Source organism: Pseudomonas sp. PDM14 (assembly GCF_014851905.1).
Lineage (GTDB): Bacteria > Pseudomonadota > Gammaproteobacteria > Pseudomonadales > Pseudomonadaceae > Aquipseudomonas.
This window is the reverse complement of record NZ_JACVAQ010000002.1, coordinates 1,500,893-1,516,086: the sequence shown is the minus strand read 5'-3', so window position 1 is coordinate 1,516,086 and position 15,194 is coordinate 1,500,893. Positions and strand designations below refer to the sequence as shown.

Here is a 15,194-nt window from a genome sequence, read left to right as displayed (position 1 = left end):
AGCTCCTATCCCCAAACCCCCAATCCGAGAAATCGGGTTGGGGGTTTGGCTTTGGGCGATGGAAAATCTCAACAGGCAATCGAGCCTACCAGCACGCTGAACCTTACTCGCACCTTTGTAACCTAAGAGCTCAGGTGCGCTTGCAGCGCAGCGGGCTTGTTGGTCTACTCGTGGACCTGCCCGTGCACGATATTTACGCCGGGCAACTATCGTCTTGGCTGAAGAGCATCCCGCATACAGGCGGGGCTTCAGTCGTCTGTTACGGAATGGAGTCTGATCTCGATCATGACCGAGCTGAAAACAGCTTCAACTCGTCGCACCACCAGTTGGTCAGCTATCTGGATACTGCCGCTGATTGCTCTGCTGATCGGCGGGTGGTTGGCATGGCGGGCCTATGACCAGGCGGGGATCGAGATCGAGGTGTTCTTCCCCAGCGGGGAGGGCATTCAGGTCAACAAGACCGAGTTGATTTACAAAGGCATGCCGATTGGCAAGGTCACCGGCATGGAGCTCGACGACAAGGGCAGCCAGCGCGGCGTACGCGCCACCATTGAAGTCGACAAGCGCGTAGAGCCGCATCTGCGCACCAATACACGCTTCTGGCTGGTCAAGCCAAGCGTGTCGCTGGCCGGTATCACGGGCCTGGAAACGCTGGTATCCGGCAATTACATCACTGTTAGCCCTGGCGATGGCGAGCCTACTCGCAAGTTTGTTGCACTGAGTTCAGAGCCCCCGTTGGCGGATACCATTCCCGGCCTGCACCTGACGCTCAAGGCTGATCGCCTGGGCTCGCTGAACCGCGACAGCCCGGTGTTCTACAAGCAGATCCAAGTGGGCAGGGTGAAGAGCTATGCACTCTCCGCCGACCAGAACATTGTCGAGGTCAAGGTGTTCATTCAGCCGGAGTTCGCCGATCTGGTGCGCAAGCACACGCGTTTCTGGAACGCCAGCGGCGTGTCGATCGATGCAGGGCTCTCCGGCGTCAAGGTTCGTACCGAGTCGCTGACCAGCATCGTGGCGGGCGGCATTGCCTTCTCCACGCCCGAGCACCGCAAGGACAGTCCGCCAACCGACCCCAGCCTGCCGTTTCGCCTTTACGACGACTACGATGCCGCTCAGGCCGGTATCAAGGCGACGATCAAGCTCAATGAGTTCGATGGTCTGGAGGCCGGGCGCACCCCGGTGATGTACAAGGGCGTTCAGGTCGGCAGCCTGAAGACCTTCAAGATCAACGAGGACCTCAGTGGTGCCACCGCCGAGCTGATGCTCGACCCGCGTACCGAGGACTATCTGGTGGAAGGCACCGACTTCTGGGTGGTGCGGCCATCGATTTCCCTCGCGGGTATCACCGGCCTGGAGGCATTGGTCAAAGGCAACTACATCGCGATTCGTCCCGGTGAGAAGAATGCGCCGCCGAAGCGCGACTTCATTGCCCGGGCCAAGGCACCACCGCTCGACCTGGGCGCCCCCGGCATGCACCTGGTGTTGTTCAGCGACACACTGAATTCGCTGGAGGTTGGCAGCCCGATTCTGTATCGCAAGGTCAAGGTCGGTAGTATTCAGAGTTACCAGTTCTCCCGCGATCAGAAACGTGTGGTACTGGGCGCGCATATCGAGCCGGAGTACGCCAACCTGGTGAACAGCTCTACGCGCTTCTGGAGTGCGAGTGGTATTCGCCTGAGTGGCGGCCTGTCCGGGATCGAGGTGCAGAGCGAATCGTTGCAGAGCCTGCTTGCAGGAGGCGTGGCATTCGAGACACCGAACATGAAGGCGCCCGTTGAGCGCAAGATCCAGCGCTTCACCCTGCACGACAACCGTGAAAGCGCCTTGCAGGAAGGCACCGAGATCAAGATCAAGGTCGCCACGGCGGATGGCCTGAATCCGGGCACGCCGATCCGCTACAAGGGACTCGAGGTGGGCAAGGTCGAGACGGTCGAGCTCACGGACGACCTGCAAGCGGTGGTTCTCACTGCACGCATCACCAAGGCGGCAGGACGGGTTGCCAGTGCCGGCAGTGCGTTCTGGGTGGTCAAGCCCGAGCTGGGCCTGGTGCGCACCGCGAATCTGGGCACGCTGGTCAGCGGCCAGTACCTCGAGGTGCTGCCGGGGCCGAAAGGCGCCAAGCCGCAAAGCTATTTCGAAGCGCGCAAGCAGGTGCCGGCGGAAGAAGTCAGCGAGGCGGGGCTGAAGGTCGTCCTGAGCACTGCGCGCCGGGGCTCGATCAAGCCGGGGGTGGTGGTCAGCTACCGCGAGGTGCCGGTGGGCAAGGTCACTCACTTCGAGCTGGGACAGACCTCTGACCGCGTGCTCGTGCATGTGCTGATCGAGCCGCGCTATGCGCCTCTGGTGCGCAGCGGCAGCCGCTTCTGGAATGCCAGTGGCATCGGTGTCGACGCCGGATTGTTCAAAGGCCTGAAGGTCCGCACCGAGTCCCTGGAGGCTCTGCTCGAGGGTGGCATCGCTTTCGCCACGCCGAACAATCCGCAGATGGGCGGGCCGGCTCAACCGGGGCAGACCTTCGCGCTGAACGAGGAGGTCAACGAGGAGTGGTTGAAGTGGGCGCCGAAGATCGTTCTGGCGAAATAGCCTGTTCAGTTTGAGTTAAGTCGGGGTCGGTATCTTGGGCCCTGTCGAAACCCACTACGGAGTAACACCCATGAACAAGCTGACTGCACTCTTCGCCATCACCACGCTCGCTGCCACCGCCGGTATTGCCCAGGCACGTGACCTGGGGCCGGACGAGGCGCTGAAACTGCGCGACGCCGGCACCATCCAGAGCTTCGAGAAGCTTAATGCCGCGGCCATCGCCAAACACCCCGGCAGCAAGGTCGAGGAGACCGAACTGGAAGAGGAATACGGCCGCTACATCTACCAGGTCGAACTGCGTGACGCCCAGGGCTTGCAGTGGGACCTGGAGCTGGATGCCACCAACGGGCAGATCCTCAAGGATCAGCAGGACAACTGATCATCCCGCTGGATAACGAAAGGGCCGCATGAGCGGCCCTTGTCGTTTCTGCATGACGAGGCTTACGCCGGTTCCTGCTCCGGCTCGGCAGCCCTCACTGTTTCGCGGCGCTTGATGTACTTCCAGTCGGCCTCGTCGATGTAGATGCCGTTCGGCCCGCTGCCGCCCTCCAGGTCGATGGCCACGGTAGCCGAGACCTGTGGTTTGACCGAGGCGAGGATCGGCACGAAGCCGAGCTGCAGGCTGGTCTCGATCAGCGCCTGCTGGTTGCGCTCGTCGATGTCCGCCGCCTCGTCGAGGTAGTAGGGCAGGCGTACCTTGCCGGCCTGCTCGCGGTCCATCAGGTGCAGCAGCAGGTACATGTTGGTCAGCGCCTTGATGGTCATGGTCGTGCCGTTGGACGCCGCGCCGTCGATGTCGGTATGCATCACCGGTTGACCGCCGACCTTGGTGATTTCGAAGGCCAGCTCGAACAGGTCCTTGAGACCCAGCTGGTTGTGGTTGGCCGCCACCAGGCGCGCCAGGTACTCCTTGGCTTCCTCGTTCTTCGCGTCCTGATCACCGCTCTGCTGCAGGTCGAACACCGACAGGGTCTCGCCTTCCTCGTACTGGCCGGCGCTGTGGATGATCTGGTCGATATGCTTGAGCGCGTCCTTGTTCGGCGCGAGGACGATGCGGAAGCTCTCCAGGTTGGACACCTGACGCTTGTTGATCTCGCGGTTGAACAGGGCCAGCTGGTGTTCCAGGTTGTCGTAGTCGCTGCGGATATTGCGCAGGGTCCGGGCGATATCGGTGACCGCCGCACGGCGCGCCTTGGCCAGCGTGAGGGCCTCGTCCTGGCGGTGCGCGTAGGCGTTGACCAGCAGGTGCAGGCGGCGCTCGACGTCGTCCTCGCTGTCGAACTTGGCCACGCCTTTCAGGCGTACCTGGGCGTACAGTGCCTCGATTTGCCCATCGATGCGCTGCAGCGCCTGCCAGCTGTCCTGGTAGTCGTTGAGCAGCGGTTGCAGGTTGTCCAGCGAATCGTCGACCGGGTCCATGAACGGCGTGCCGAACGGCAGGTCGGCCGGCAGCAGCTGGCGCCGGCGCAGGGCGTCTTCCAGGGTACGCTGCTTGGCTTCCAGATCGGCCAGTTGGCGGCCGACCAGCTGCAGCTTGGCGGACAGCTGCTGCACGCGCTCGGTGAAGGCGTCCGAAGCGCGCTTGAGTTCGTCCTGGGCGGCTTCCAGCTGCGCCAGTTGCTCCAGCTTGCTGGCGTCTTCGGCGGACAGGGCCTGGCAGCGGCGGAAGTCTTCCAGCGCCTTCTGTGCGTCCAGCACGTCCTTGTACAGCTGCTCGGCCTGGGCCTTGCTCGCTGCGCGGTCGGCGGCCACCGCCTGCTGGGTCTTGAGTTGCTTGAGCTCGCGTTCCAGGCGATCACGCTGATCGCGCAGGGCGGCGCGGTCGGCCAGGGCCTGCAGGGCCGGCGGCTCGATGTGCGAGAGGTCGATGGTCAGGCCGGGCACGCTGAACAGCTCGCCCTTGAAGCGATCCAGAACCGCTTCGATGGCCTTGACCCAATCCTCACCCTCGGCCTGGATGCCTTTCTCGCCCAGCGGCAGGCTGAACAGCTGGCCGTTGAACAGGCGCATCAGGCGGTCGACATCGGCCTGGCTGAACTCCTCGCGCAGGCGCGAGTAGCTGTTGTTGTCGGCGTGGTCGAGCTGCTGCTTGACCGACTTCAGGCGTTTCTCCAGGTCGCGCAGGCGTTCGTCCAGATCCTCGGCGGAGAACTGCCGCGACTGCGCCAGGGCGCCGGCCAGTTCGTCGTGGGCGTCTTTGGCGGCGAGCAGCTGGGCTTCCAGCACCTTCACATCGTCGACCAGGGCGAAGCGATTCTTCAGCACCGCCAGTTCGCCCATCCAGCGCTGGATTTCGCTGATCTCGCGCTCCAGGCGCATCAGTTCCTGGGTGCCGCCGCGCTGTTCATGTTGCAGGCCGTCCTGCTCGGCGCGGTAGTGCTCGTGCTGGGCCAGCAGTTCGTCGCGGCGCGCGCCGGAGTAGTCCTGCCAGGTGCCGAGCAGGTTATCCAGCAGCGGCGACAGGCGATGCAGCTTGCCGCGCAGCACTTCGCGCTGGGCCACGCCGGCGGACAGCGCTTCGATCAGCGGGCCGGCGGTGACCAGCGCCTGGTAGTCCTGCTCCATGCGGCGCACGTCGCGGAAGGCTTCTTCGGTGGCGGCGATATAGTCGACGCTGCCCGAGCGCAGGCTGTGCTCGAAGGCATCGAGGAACAGCTGCTTGAGCTTGGCCGCGGTAATCTCGCGCATGTGCAGCAGGTTGATGAACAGCGCACGGAAGGTCTTCAGGCTCTGCTCGCTGGTGGAGCGCAGCGGGATCAGGGTCAGGTCCAGCGGAATCGACGTATGCCCGCCAACCAGCAGGCGGCGCAGCTCTTCCGGCTTGAGCTCATAGGCGACGATGCCGGCCTGGCCGAGGTTGTTGAACAGCTCGCGCTGGCGCAGGCAGGTGCCGTTGCTCTGGTAGTGCTGCAGGTCCAGCTCGCCCTGGTAGGCGAAGAACTGGTGACCGAAGCCGCCACCCGGACCGCGACCGGCCACGCCGATCACGTGTGGGCCGTGGGGCAGGGACACTTCGACGAGGATATAGCTGGTGTCGCTGGCGAAGTAGAACTTGCGCGAGGCTTCCAGGCTGTACTTGCCGAAGCTCATGTCGGACATGCGCGCCAGGATCGGGAACTGCAGGGCGTTGATCGACGCCGATTTACCCAGGTTGTTGGCGCCGTATACCGACAGCGGGTTTTCCAACGGGAACAGGCCGAGGCTGTAGCCGGCGGTGTTCAGCAGGGCGAAGCGGCGGATGCCGTAGCGTTCCTGGCTCATGCGTCGATCTCCTGGGCTTCACGTTCTTCGGCCATGGCGCGGGCCAGGGCGTCTTCTTCGCTTTCTTCTACAGCGGCTTCGGCGACGGGCTCGATGATGACGATGTCGTCTTCGGCCTCATCGGCGACCAGTACCGGCGTCGGCAGCGGCAGGGTGCTGTGCAGGCTGGCGGCGAGGTCGCGGTCCTGCTGCACGGCCAGGCACACGTCGAGGAAGCGGTGCATCGGCGCGAGGAAGCGGTAGATACCGTTGTCTTCGCTGGCGAAGCCGAGCTGGGTCAGGCGGCGCATGACCTTCTCTTCCAGTTCCTCCTGGGTGGTGACTTCGGCCTGCAGGAACAGGTCCTTGTACTTCTCCAGCAGCGGCGGCAGCTCGTCGCGGCCGAGGCTGCCGCCATCAAGCACGGCCAGCGGGTCGCGGCCCTGGTCGGCGAGGTGCTCGACCAGGATGAAGGTGAACAGCGCCAGGCGCTGGGCAGTCTTGTTCACCTGCGCACCCATCTGCTCGGGGACGAAGTAGTAGAAGCCGCGGGTGTCGCAGGTCAGCTCGTAGCCGAGCGACTTGAACAGCGCGCGATACTGGTCCTGCAGGTTGGACAGCTGGGTGTACAGCTCCGGGTCGCGGCGGCTGATGTGGTAGCCCTTGAACAGCTCGCGGAAGATCGGCGCCAGCTGGGTCAGTTCTTTCAGGTCGATATTCATGCAGTGGTGGTCCCGGCCGGCTTGATCAGGGCGTAGGAGCTCAGGCTGACCTGATGCTCGCGGGTGAGGTAGTCGCGGCGCTCGAGGCGCTCACGCTGGAAGCGGCTGTCGCGGGACAGGCGCGAGAACCAGTAGAGCAATTCGTCGGTGGCGCCGGTGGGCTCCTGCTCCAGCAGCCAGCCCATCAGGTCCGGCAGCGGCAGGGCCTGTTCGCAGCGCTCGATCATCTCCCGCGCGGTGCGTGGTGCACGTTGCGGCTCGCCCTTGCGCGTGGTGCTGGCCTTGGGGAACTGCGACGGCTTGGGCTCGAAGCGGGCGAGGGCGTAGACGTAGGCCTCGACCTGCGAGGCGGTGCCGAGGAAGGTGCTTTGTGGACGCGTGTGCAGCGGCAGCGAGGCCTGCGGCACGGCGTCCAGGCCCTTCTTGCGGATCGCCGCCAGGGCCAGCGCCGCACCACGGGTCACGGCGTTGTGTCGTCGCGCTTCCTCGCGCAGTGGCAGCAACAGCTCGCGGGCCTTGCGCAGGGTCAGCTGGGCGGTGGTCTGCATTTCCAGGATGCGCGCGTGGGTGCGCAGCAGCAGGTCGTCGTCGACCAGTTGGCCGAGACGTTGTTGTTCGCCGAGCAGCTTGAGCAGCACCTGCTCGACGCGGCGTACGCCCTGCTCGAAGGCGCCGTCGGCGGCCACCAGCTGGATCATCGGTTCGACGTATTCGTCCCAGGTCGCCAGCACTTCGGCGTAGCGCTGGCGCAGCGGGATCTGCCGGTCGCTGGTCTTGGCCCGTTCGGCCACGCCGATCAGTGCCTGTTCGTCATTGCCGAGCTTCTTCAGCACATCGCGCACGCGCATATCGAGCAGGCGCAGCTGGCGGGCGAGGTCGTTGCCGTCGCGCACTTCGAAGGCATCCTGGATATAGCCGGCCAGGCGTTCCAGGTGGCGCAGGTAGGCTTCGATCTCCAGGCACAGGCCGAGGCGATGCTCACGGCGCAGGTAGGCGAGGAAGTCGTGGATCTGCGCGTTCAGCTCGAAGCGGTTGGGGCTCTTGGCCACCGGCACCAGGATATCCAGGCGAATCCACTGGTCGAGCAGGGCGGTGATGTCGGCGGGGCTGCCCTCGGGCAACTGGGCGCCGAGCTGGTTGCGCAGCTCGACCAGGCTCAGGGTGCCGGCGTCGAAGCGCTCGCACAGCGGCTCGAGTAGCGTCCAGTGCTCGGCGAGGGCGCGCAATACGCGCTTGGGGTCAATCATCGGGGCATCCTGCAGGCTGCATATATGATCTGCCGCGCCTCGTCTGGCGCAAACTCGCGAGATCATCAACATGTTCAACGGCGGCGAATTGTACTGCAAAGGTCGCGGGCAAGCCGACCGGGTGTCGAAACGGCCTTCGGCCTTTCCCGCAACGCCGATTCAAGCCACAATTCCCGGCCATCAGTGCGGGTCGTTGCCCGCCCACAGGAACTCTCAGTCTTGATCGAAGAAACCCGTCGCCGCGCCTATCTGACCGCCATGCAGGTGGTGAGCTGGCTGCCGCGCCATGTGCTGCCGTTTGCCGCCCCGTCGCGTGCCGAACTGCTGCAGCCGCCGGTCGAGGAGGCGCTGCCCGTCGAGGTCACCGCTGTCGCGGAGGCGCCGGTGGTGCGTGAGGCGATCACTCCCGCGCGGCCGACCATCGAGGTGCCCCGCCCTACGGTGCAGATGCCTCGGCCGCTGGCCAAGGCCGCACCGGTTGTGGATGAAGCCGAGCCTGCCGAGCCGACCAAGGCTGCGCCCGTCGCGCCGCCGCGCTTCGCCCTGCAGCTGTTGCGCGCCGGTGACTGCGCCGTGCTGGTCGAGCTGCCTACCGGCGAATCCTTCCAGAGCCGCGACCCGGCCTATCTACTATTGAAAGACCTGCTGCGCGCCGCCGGCCTGCCGGACAGCCCGCAACAGGTTGGCGATGGCTCACCGATCGGCTGGCCACTGTTGTCGCGTGGCAACCTTGACCAGGGCCCGGATGCCGCCCGCGATTACGTGCAGGGCGTACTGGCTGGCCAGTTGGAAAGCCAGCCGTGCGCCTGCCTGTGGCTGATCGGCCTGCCGGCGGTGCGTTTCGCCGGCGAGGCGGATGAGCAGGCTTATAACCGCGAGCTGAACATCGGCGGCCTCGGCCCGGCCTGGGCGTTGCCCGGCCTGGAGCTGCTGATGGACGAGCCGGAGCGCAAGCGCGAGCTGTGGCAGGCCATGCGTCGGATCATGCAGCGCTGGAAGCCGAGCGTATGAGTGGTGCCATCAGCTTCCGCCCGATGACCGAGGCGGACCTTGACCGCGTGGTGCAGGTCGAGGCCGCTGCCTTCAGCCATCCGTGGAATCGCAACCTGTTCGCCGATGGGCTCAAGTCCTACGACTGCTGGGTGATGCTCGCCGGCGAGGAGCAGGTTGGCCACGGTGTGATCCAGGTGATCATCGACGAGGCCCATCTGCTCAATATCACCGTGCACCCGCAGAGCCAGGGTAAGGGCTACGGCCTGCAACTGCTCGAACACCTGATGCGCCGTGCCTACGCGATGAAGGCCGGCGAATGTTTCCTCGAGGTTCGCGCCAGCAACCAGTCGGCCTATCGCCTGTACGAGCACTACGGTTTCAACGAAATCGGCCGGCGCCGCGACTACTACCCGGCACCTGGTGGGCGCGAGGATGCGCTGGTGATGGCCTGTACCCTGATCGATTGAACCACCTGGCGCGGCATTCACGGCGCTTGGCCACGGTCGGCACCCTGCGGGAGATGAACCATGAGTGACCTACAGCAGCTGTTCGAGAACAACGCGCGCTGGGCCGAGGCGGTCAAGGAAGACGATCCGCAGTTCTTCGCCAAGCTGGCCAAGCAGCAAACGCCCGAATTCCTCTGGATCGGCTGTTCCGATGCCCGGGTGCCGGCCAACGAAATCGTCGGCCTGCTGCCGGGCGATATCTTCGTCCACCGCAACGTCGCCAACGTGGTGCTGCACACCGATCTCAACTGCCTGTCCGTGGTGCAGTACGCCGTCGACGTGCTCAAGGTCAAACACATCCTGGTCACCGGCCACTACGGCTGCGGTGGTGTGCGCGCGGCCATGCAGGACGTGCAGCTGGGTCTGATCGACGGCTGGCTACGGACCATCCGCGACCTGTACTACGAGCAGCGCGAGCACCTCGCCCAGTTCGCCAGCGACGAGGAGCGCGTGGACCGCATGTGCGAGCTCAACGTGATCCAGCAGGTGGCCAACGTCAGCCACACCACCATCGTGCAGAACGCCTGGCACCGCGGCCAGGAGTTGTCCGTGCATGGCTGCATTTACGGCATCAAGGATGGTCGCTGGAAGAACCTCAACGTGACGGTCAGCGGCCTCGAACAGCTGCCGCCGCAATACCGTCTGCGCCCGGTCTGAAGCGCGCGTGACGAACACGCCGCAGCGCTCGGCCCTCCTGGTCGCCTGGCTGGGCCTGGCGCTGGGCAACCTGTGCTGGGCCGGCAACGCGCTCATCGCCCGTGCCTTAAGCGACAGCATCGCGCCGTTTACCCTGGCCTTCTGGCGCTGGTGCCTGGCGCTACTCGTGCTGCTGCCGTTCATTGCCCTGCCGCTATGGCGACACCGTGCCGTACTGCGGGATGCCGGATGGCGCCTGCTGGTGGTCTCGGCGCTGGGCATCTGCGGCTACAACAGCTTTCTCTACAGCGCCGCGCACAGCACCGTTGCGCTCAATATCACTCTGGTCAACACCTGCCTGCCGCTGGCTGCCTACGTTGGCGCCGGCCTGCTCCTGGGCGAGTGGCCGGCGTCCCGCGCCTGGCTGGGCATGCTGGTGGCGAGCGCCGGTCTGCTGCTACTGCTGACACGCGGCAGTTGGTCTGCACTGGTGGGGCTGAGCTTCAATCCGGGCGACTTGCTGATGCTGGTGGCGGTGGTCGACTGGGCGCTCTACACCCTGCTGTTGCGCCGTTGGGCCAGGTACTTCGCCGAGGTGCCTGGGATCGTTCTGTTGGGCGCGATGATTTTCTGCGGCGTGCCGATGCTGTTGCCGTTGTACCTGATGGAGCTGGCCGGTGGCGCGCGCCTGGCGCTAACCCCTGGCAACCTGGCGGCAATCGGCTACACCGGGCTCTTCGCCTCGCTGCTGGCCTACTTCCTGTGGAACCGCGGCGTGGCAGTGCTCGGCGCGGCGCGCGCATCGATGAGCAATTACCTGATGCCGCTGTTCACCGCCGTGCTCGGCTGGCTATTGCTCGACGAAGGCTTGCAGCCCTATCACTGGCTCGGCGGCGCGCTGATATTCGCTGGCTTGCTACTGCCCAACTGGCTGGGCAAACGGTCGGCCTGAAGTTGCTGCTCTCAAGGCTGTGTGCTGATCGCCGCGATAGGTGCTGGTCGGATGTCTGTCTACGGCAGCTGAATGGTCATGCCGAACGTGGCCAGCAGCAGGCTGGCGATGAAGCCGGTGATCCCCAGCGCCACGCCACCGAGCCAGATACCCAGTGCGATCTGCAGCGTCAGGTTGCCCTGGCGCTTGGGCGGCGGGCTATAGGTGTCGCGATACCGTGCCGGTTCATCACGCTCGGCGCGCAGATTGGAAAAGTCATCTCTCATGGCAAAGCCTCGGCGGCGGGTGGAGCAGGGGTGAGGATTATGCCTGGCTGATGTTGGGCTCGTTAGGCCTTTCGCCAGAGAGTGCCCATGTGCCCGTGACGCGCGGCCTCCAGGGGCTCTTCAAACACACGATTCAGGGCTTTCCAGAAAGACCAGCTGTGTAGTCAGCATCTCTTGAGGCTGTGTAATATCGATTCAACGGTGGTTACCTCGACCCTCAAAGGACTGAAAAATTGAAAGCCAAGACCTGTGTACTCCTCCTGACGGCGCTCCTCTCTACCGCCTCTTTCGGCGAGATCTACAAATGGACGGACGAGAATGGCAAACAGCACTTCTCCAATGTGAAGCCTGACACCGTGGTGGACGCGCAGGAGGTTCAAGTCAAGCAGGGTAGTTTCGTGCAGCAAGACCAGACTCAGCTTGAAAACACTCAGAGGGGCCTGGACGAACGCCGAGCTCAGAGGCAGCGAGAGCAGGCGCGTAGTCGAGATATTGCCGCGCAAAACGCTATGCAAGAGCGCAGGCAAAAGCTGGCAGCCGAGGCGCAAAAAGCAGCTGAAGACAGAGAGGCTCGGCGATTGCAGGACGCACGAAATGCCGTGCGTAACTCTGGCCTCTACGGCAAAGACATCAGCGCGCCTCGCGCTCGATAGATCGCCGCTTAGTTTTGGCCGATTGCGTAGGGCTGTGATTGCCCGACGTAGCACTCGTAATTTCAAAGGCCCTAGACGCTTCCCTCGCTCTTTGGGAAGTCGGCGTATCCGTAAGAAAGGCTTTCTCGCGAAGACGGCTGCTCAGCGTTACGAGTCGGACTTCTTCGCCATTCTGAACCAGACTGGCAGATCGTTTGATGACCGTCTCGCGGATCTGGTGGCACTCCCTGCACGGTTGCTCGAAGGATGAAAAGCATCACCTGTCTTGCACGCTGGCCGTGGTCGAAATGCTGGGTAATCCGCGTGCTTCCGAGTTCGATGCGCTGGCATGGGCTCGCTACCGGCAGTGGCGGTTAAAAGATGCCGCACCGCAGGCGGTCAACCATGAACAGCGTTATCTGTCGGCCGTCTTCTCCGAGCTGATCCGCTTGGGTGCGTGGTCCGGCTCCACCCGTTAGCGAAGATCCGTCAGATCAAAACGGACCAGACCGAGCTGTCATTTTTGACGCCGGATCAGGTCGGCTTGCTGCTGGATGAATGTCGCAAGTCGACCAACAACCACACCTATCCAGTGGCCCTACTCTGTCTGGCAACGGGTGTGCGTTGGGATGAAGCCGAGACGATCCAGCGAAATGCGATCTTCGGGGGGGTAAAGCACATTTCCACCGGACGAAGAATCGCCAATCGCGGTCGGTGCCGATTCCGATGGAGGTCGAAGAAGCTGCGTTTAAGGTGTTCATGCCGGCAGTGGCAGGCTGTTCATGTCGTGCCGAGCGGCGTTCCGAAGTGCCTACAAGCGTTGTGCCCTCGATACCCCAGGGCAGCTAACCCACATCCTGCGTCACATCTTCGGCAGTCACTACACGATGGGAGGAGGGGACATTCTTACCCTGCAGCGGATCCATCGCCATGACAATGCGTTACGCGCATCTGTCCCCTAAGCACCTGCAGTCAGCATTACGCCTGTCCCCCCATTGCCCAGCTCGGGCTGGCTGTTACGAGTGAACATGTATGCATGTGAGCAAGTAACTTGTATGCTATCAATGATTGCATTGATAGCGTTTGGAGGGCTTTATGGCCAGCATCACTATTCGTAACCTGGATGATGACCTCAAGGCTCAGCTTCGTGTTGTGGCTGCCAGTCACGGCCGCTCGATGGAAGAAGAGGCGAGGGTGATCATTCGTCAGGCTCTTTCGCGCATGAGCTCAAAAGGTGGGCTGGGCAGCCGTATCCATAATCGCTTTGCTACATCGGGCGGGGCGGATCTGGAATTGCCGGAGTGTCAGAACAAGCCCCGCGCTGCGAGCTTCGATGAATGATCCTGCTTGATACCAATGTGCTGTCGGAGCTGATGCGTGCCAAGCCTGATCCGCAAGTGCTGTCCTGGGTCGATGCGCAACCGTCGAGTGAGTTCGTGATTTGCTCGATCACCGTCGCAGAAATCCTCTATGGCATCGCTCGTTTGCCAGAGGGGAAGCGCAAGGCAAGCCTTCTGGAAATGGCTGCGGCGATGTTTGAGCAGGATTTTGCCGGAGCCATTATGTCGTTTGATGAGCAGGCTGCCGGGCACTATGCCGCGATGGCTGCTGACAGTGAAAGCAAGGGCAGGGCGGTCGATATGGCAGATATGCAGATCGCAGCTATTGGTCGGCTGCATGGGGCTGTAATTGCCACCCGCAATACTCGCCACTTCGAGTCCTTGGACGTTTCCCTGGTCAACCCTTGGGAAGCCTGAGTTCTCAAAAGAGGTGCGTGAGTAAAAACACGCCTGGAAGAATAACGATGAAAACAGTTAAACGCTGCTTTTTAAACGGAAGCCATAGATATGCAATGGCTGATAACGCTACTGCAGTAAAAAACAGCAAGCTGCTTAATGTGAGCGCTATTGCATAGCAACGAGTCGCGTCGCTTTGATCGGCTTTGGAGGAAAAGTAGCAATCAGCTGATAGCCCAGTCAGGGCCAGCCATCCAAGCACTCCAAACGAGAGGCTTACCCAGAAGAGGAATATGGCGATTTTTTTCATTGGCATCCTGCCATTTCGAGAGGTGTGGGCAAGCCGTAGTCACTACCCCAGAAACAACAAAGGCCTACCCGAAGGTAAGCCTTTGTTTTGTTTGGTGGCTACGCAGGGACTTGAACCCCGGACCCCAGCATTATGAATGCCGTGCTCTAACCAACTGAGCTACGTAGCCGTTTGAGGCGCGCATTATTCTCGGTGGAGGGAGGGCTGTCAAGCCTTGTTCCGGGAGTTTTTCTGCGCGCGATCAAGTGCTTAGACGTTGAAGCGGAAGTGCATGACGTCGCCGTCCTTGACGATGTACTCCTTGCCTTCCAGGCGCCACTTGCCGGCCTCCTTGGCGCCGCCTTCGCCCTTGTACTGGATGAAGTCGTCATAGGCGACGACCTCCGCGCGGATGAAGCCTTTTTCGAAGTCGGTGTGGATTACGGCGGCGGCTTGCGGGGCGGTCGCGCCGACCTTGACGGTCCAGGCGCGTACTTCTTTCACGCCGGCGGTGAAGTAGGTCTGCAGGTTGAGTAGCTCGTAGCCGGCGCGGATCACGCGGTTCAGGCCGGGTTCTTCGAGGCCTAGGGCTTCGAGGAACATGTCCTTCTCTTCGCCGTCGTCGAGTTCGGCGATTTCCGCTTCGATCTTGTTGCATACGGGCACGACGATCGCGCCTTCGGCGTCGGCGATGGCCTTGACCACGTCGAGCAGCGGGTTGCCCTCGAAGCCATCTTCGGCGACGTTGGCGATGTACATCACCGGCTTGCTGGTGAGCAGGTGGAAGCCACGTACCAGTTGCTTCTCGTCATCGCCCAGGGTGCGCAGCAGGGTGCGCGCTGGTTTGCCTTCGGTGAAGTGCGGGATGAGCTTCTCGAGCAGGGCCTTCTGCGCGACGGCCTCCTTGTCGCCACCCTTGGCGTTGCGGCTGACTTTCTGCAGCTGCTTCTCGCAGCTGTCGAGGTCGGCGAAGATCAGTTCGAGGTCGATGATCTCGATGTCGCGCTTGGGGTCGACGCTGTTGGCAACGTGGATCACGTTGTCGTCCTGGAAGCAGCGCACGACGTGGGCAATGGCGTCGGTCTCGCGGATGTTGGCGAGGAACTTGTTGCCCAGGCCTTCACCTTTGGAGGCGCCTTCGACCAGGCCGGCGATGTCGACGAACTCCATGGTGGTCGGCATGATGCGCTCGGGTTTGACGATCTCCGCCAGTGCAGCCAGGCGCGCGTCAGGCATCGGCACGATGCCGCTATTCGGCTCGATGGTGCAGAAGGGGAAGTTCTCTGCCGCGATACCGGATTTGGTGAGGGCGTTGAACAGGGTGGACTTGCCGACGTTGGGCAGGCCGACGATGCCGCAGTTGAATCCCATGGTGTGTCCCTCGCGCGA

General features: G+C 63.0%; 15 protein-coding genes, 1 tRNA gene and 1 pseudogene. 10 read left to right on the top strand and 7 right to left on the bottom strand.

Annotation, left to right across the window (positions count from 1 at the left end):
• The first annotated feature begins 285 nt into the window (after positions 1-285).
• Both IB229_RS19590 and IB229_RS19585 read left to right on the top strand, forming a co-directional pair.
• Entirely contained in the window at positions 286-2,586 is a 2,301-nt protein-coding gene (locus IB229_RS19590; RefSeq protein WP_192331564.1) for a PqiB family protein, read from the top strand.
• Between the two features lie 70 nt (positions 2,587-2,656).
• Positions 2,657-2,965, top strand: a complete 309-nt coding sequence (locus IB229_RS19585; protein WP_192331563.1) for a PepSY domain-containing protein — start codon at positions 2,657-2,659, stop codon at positions 2,963-2,965.
• A gap of 62 nt (positions 2,966-3,027) precedes the next feature.
• On the opposite strand, the gene mksF is transcribed toward IB229_RS19585, so the two are convergent.
• From mksF to mksB, 3 genes are read right to left on the bottom strand one after another with little or no spacing between them, the layout of a single operon-like run.
• Positions 3,028-5,847: an Mks condensin complex protein MksF gene (gene mksF / locus IB229_RS19580; RefSeq protein ID WP_192331562.1), complete on the bottom strand. Its 2,820-nt coding sequence runs from the start codon at positions 5,845-5,847 to the stop codon at positions 3,028-3,030.
• Positions 5,844-6,548: an Mks condensin complex protein MksE gene (gene mksE, locus IB229_RS19575; RefSeq protein ID WP_192331561.1), complete on the bottom strand. Its 705-nt coding sequence runs from the start codon at positions 6,546-6,548 to the stop codon at positions 5,844-5,846. Before mksE ends, mksF begins: the two co-directional genes overlap by 4 nt.
• Positions 6,545-7,795, bottom strand: a complete 1,251-nt coding sequence (gene mksB / locus IB229_RS19570; protein ID WP_192331560.1) for an Mks condensin complex protein MksB — start codon at positions 7,793-7,795, stop codon at positions 6,545-6,547. The genes mksE and mksB overlap by 4 nt, the downstream gene beginning before the upstream one ends.
• A 219-nt stretch (positions 7,796-8,014) precedes the next feature.
• On the opposite strand from mksB, the gene IB229_RS19565 reads away from it, so the two are divergent.
• From IB229_RS19565 to IB229_RS19550, 4 genes are read left to right on the top strand one after another with little or no spacing between them, the layout of a single operon-like run.
• Complete coding sequence (locus IB229_RS19565) at positions 8,015-8,806, top strand: energy transducer TonB (protein ID WP_192331559.1); 792 nt, start codon at positions 8,015-8,017, stop codon at positions 8,804-8,806.
• Positions 8,803-9,255, top strand: coding sequence for a ribosomal protein S18-alanine N-acetyltransferase (gene rimI / locus IB229_RS19560; RefSeq protein ID WP_192331558.1), 453 nt, complete (start codon positions 8,803-8,805; stop codon positions 9,253-9,255). The genes IB229_RS19565 and rimI overlap by 4 nt, the downstream gene beginning before the upstream one ends.
• Positions 9,256-9,315: 60 nt before the next feature.
• Positions 9,316-9,951 (top strand): carbonate dehydratase, encoded by a 636-nt coding sequence (gene can / locus IB229_RS19555; protein WP_192331557.1) that lies wholly within the window; start codon positions 9,316-9,318, stop codon positions 9,949-9,951.
• A gap of 7 nt (positions 9,952-9,958) precedes the next feature.
• A complete protein-coding gene (locus IB229_RS19550; RefSeq protein WP_192331556.1) occupies positions 9,959-10,882 on the top strand; it encodes a DMT family transporter in 924 nt (307 codons plus the stop codon).
• A 59-nt stretch (positions 10,883-10,941) separates the two neighbouring features.
• On the opposite strand, the gene IB229_RS19545 is transcribed toward IB229_RS19550, so the two are convergent.
• Positions 10,942-11,148, bottom strand: coding sequence for a hypothetical protein (locus tag IB229_RS19545; RefSeq protein WP_192331555.1), 207 nt, complete (start codon positions 11,146-11,148; stop codon positions 10,942-10,944).
• Between the two features lie 233 nt (positions 11,149-11,381).
• Between IB229_RS19545 and IB229_RS19540 the strand changes: the two genes are divergently transcribed.
• The 4 genes and pseudogenes from IB229_RS19540 to IB229_RS19525 all read left to right on the top strand — a co-directional run bounded on the left by IB229_RS19540 (position 11,382) and on the right by IB229_RS19525 (position 13,537).
• Positions 11,382-11,801, top strand: a complete 420-nt coding sequence (locus IB229_RS19540) for a DUF4124 domain-containing protein (RefSeq protein WP_192331554.1) — start codon at positions 11,382-11,384, stop codon at positions 11,799-11,801.
• A gap of 100 nt (positions 11,802-11,901) precedes the next feature.
• A pseudogene (locus tag IB229_RS19535) lies at positions 11,902-12,806 on the top strand (tyrosine-type recombinase/integrase); the annotation flags it as partial.
• Between the two features lie 69 nt (positions 12,807-12,875).
• The gene (locus IB229_RS19530; protein WP_192331553.1) at positions 12,876-13,121 is read left to right on the top strand and encodes a FitA-like ribbon-helix-helix domain-containing protein; all 246 of its coding nucleotides are present in this window, start codon (positions 12,876-12,878) and stop codon (positions 13,119-13,121) included.
• Complete coding sequence (locus tag IB229_RS19525; RefSeq protein ID WP_192331552.1) at positions 13,118-13,537, top strand: type II toxin-antitoxin system VapC family toxin; 420 nt, start codon at positions 13,118-13,120, stop codon at positions 13,535-13,537. The genes IB229_RS19530 and IB229_RS19525 overlap by 4 nt, the downstream gene beginning before the upstream one ends.
• Before the next feature lie 4 nt (positions 13,538-13,541).
• Here IB229_RS19525 and IB229_RS19520 read toward each other — a convergent pair whose 3' ends face one another.
• From IB229_RS19520 to ychF, 3 genes are all read right to left on the bottom strand, one after another.
• Positions 13,542-13,826 (bottom strand): hypothetical protein, encoded by a 285-nt coding sequence (locus IB229_RS19520; RefSeq protein ID WP_192331551.1) that lies wholly within the window; start codon positions 13,824-13,826, stop codon positions 13,542-13,544.
• A gap of 92 nt (positions 13,827-13,918) precedes the next feature.
• Positions 13,919-13,995, bottom strand: a tRNA-Met gene (locus tag IB229_RS19515).
• An 80-nt stretch (positions 13,996-14,075) separates the two neighbouring features.
• Complete coding sequence (gene ychF, locus IB229_RS19510; protein ID WP_192331550.1) at positions 14,076-15,176, bottom strand: redox-regulated ATPase YchF; 1,101 nt, start codon at positions 15,174-15,176, stop codon at positions 14,076-14,078.
• Positions 15,177-15,194 lie beyond the last annotated feature (18 nt).